The organism is Endozoicomonas sp. SESOKO3, assembly GCF_024606255.1.
In genome coordinates this window covers 1-2,082 of sequence record NZ_JAHHPR010000515.1, presented here as the reverse complement: position 1 = coordinate 2,082, position 2,082 = coordinate 1, and the positions used below count along the sequence as shown (strand labels likewise).

3 protein-coding genes are annotated in these 2,082 nt (G+C 47.1%); 1 reads left to right on the top strand and 2 read right to left on the bottom strand.

All coding sequences use genetic code 11. From position 1 onward, the window contains the following. The first annotated feature begins 59 nt into the window (after positions 1-59). Positions 60-1,316, top strand: coding sequence for a hypothetical protein (locus tag KDK18_RS08935; protein ID WP_257254556.1), 1,257 nt, complete (start codon positions 60-62; stop codon positions 1,314-1,316). A 58-nt stretch (positions 1,317-1,374) separates the two neighbouring features. Here KDK18_RS08935 and KDK18_RS08930 read toward each other — a convergent pair whose 3' ends face one another. Both KDK18_RS08930 and tusB read right to left on the bottom strand, forming a co-directional pair. Beyond that, positions 1,375-1,689 carry a TusE/DsrC/DsvC family sulfur relay protein gene (locus KDK18_RS08930; RefSeq protein WP_257254555.1) on the bottom strand — a complete coding sequence of 105 codons (315 nt, stop codon included), beginning with the start codon at positions 1,687-1,689 and terminating at the stop codon, positions 1,375-1,377. 3 nt (positions 1,690-1,692) lie between these two features. After that, entirely contained in the window at positions 1,693-1,980 is a 288-nt protein-coding gene (gene tusB, locus KDK18_RS08925) for a sulfurtransferase complex subunit TusB (protein ID WP_257254554.1), read from the bottom strand. Between the last annotated feature and the right edge of the window lie 102 nt (positions 1,981-2,082).

The following is a 2,082-nucleotide window of genomic DNA, read 5'->3' as shown; positions in this document are numbered from 1 at the left end:
AGTTCAAACTGAATAAAGTTTTTGATCTTATTACTGACTCATAGACATGGAGAGTAATCATGTTTAAAGGTATGGACACTGCCAATTCACACGTTCAGATGGCAGAACAAGGCATAACAGAACAAACTCCCCCTTGTAAACCTGAGGATGGCTCACAAAGCCATGACATCGCCCCTTATCTGAAGACCGACGGCAACGGAGTCCGCGAACAACAAACCGTCGGTCTTTCGAGTCGTACCGTGACTGATTTGAAGACGCCTTCCAGGCCATATCCCGGCACTTCCAAATATACACCAGTCCATATGGATAACAATCCCCGGAGCAATTACTGTGCGACCTATGCCAATATACCGCATGGCGTTGAACCGAAAACTGTCCGGATCGGCAACCAGAAACTGATGACGCTGGATACTTCGCAACCCTTTGTTGATCCTGCCCAGGCTACAAAAAGGCGCTTTTTGGATTTGTATAATTTCAGCTTTCTGGCTAATTTTTTAAGCAAAAACAACACAATCGAATGTATTGTGGATATTGGCTGTCACAACGCAAAACTATCCCTGTTAATGCAAAACTACCTCAATGAACAGGGATTCAGGATCAAAGTTATTCCTGTGGATGTGCGCAATGATTACGCCAATGAGGCTAACGATGCCAAGCCACTCCCCATAAACCTGATCCCGGCTCAGGAAATTGCTGACGCTTCACCGGCGACCACTTTGTTTACCGCTATACACCCTTTTACCGGCTCAGGCTCAGTTGCAAAACGACTGAACAGGGAGATTACAGAGGGAATGACTGACTTTTATCTGACCGCACTGATAAAAAACAATCCCGGCTGCTTTGTCCTGACCACTGAAGACCCTTATGTATCCTCACCGCAGCGCTATATTCCCCCGGAACTGCTGTACACCAGACATTATCACGCATTCGCGAATTTCTTTACTCCTGAGGCTACTGCGACAGAGACTGCCATTCGTGAGGCAAAAGCCGCAAGAATGAATGCAGAAAACAGTGATATTCACCGGTTAAACCAGTTGCTGGCAAAACTTCCTGAACAGCGGGATAGCTACCAAGCTGCGATCTCCACGTTGAAAGATCAATTACAACCGGAAATGCTCAGAAACCCTGATCAATGTTGGCCAGACTACATCTTCAGGAAGTATCTTCATGAAAGGTCACGTATCGAGAATTTTAGATCTTTCAATGATATTAAATATGACGCGGAAAGAAATGGATTGGAGCTGCGCTGCTGGCATGTCTATCGTCAGGATGTCAGTGCCTTAAAAGTTGCCAGCCAGGCGGCTAAATCAAATTGAAGCTATGGAAAAGCTGTCGACCAGACAGCCCGGTTTTGCGGTGGGGATACACAAGCTGCTAGAAACAGTTTGTAGGTCTGGGCAGACCTGCAATTCTGGCAGCCAGTTTGGCGGGGCTGCCGGGAAACAGCTTCATCAGATAGAGACTGTTACCTTTCTCTTTTCCCAGCTGGTTGGCAACGTATTTCACAAAAGGTCTTTGACTGGGAGCGTGTTCAAATTGCTGATAATATTCCCTGAGCAGATTAAGGATTTCCCAGTGTTCATCGGTCAGTTCAACATGGTCTTCTGCTGCCAACTGACCAGCGACCTCTGGATTCCAGTCACTAAGGTTGACCAGATAGCCGTCTTTATCAAGCTTCAAATCCGACATATTCTAAAACCAGCTCACCACTTTATCGTTGGCCACCGTCAACTCAACAAATCCCTGATAGTCCACCATATCGATATCCAGATCGTCTCTGTTCGTCATTCCCCGGGCCAGAACATCCGCCTCCAGCACATAGACGGCTATATGCCTGAGGAGATCAGACAAAACATCACTGGCTTCATACAAAGCGTAAACGCCCTCTTCCAGAAGCAGAACACTGTCACCCGGATTAAGGGCTCTCAGGCACAGTTCCAGGGGTTGTCCGGCTTTATTGACCGTATGTAAAGTAGCCATCAGAAACTCAATACCTTATCTTGCTGTGCCAGGAAAGATGCCACCGCGTCTCCTTCCAGAAGCGTGTACAGAGGTAACAACTGCTCGGGATCAAGATGACGC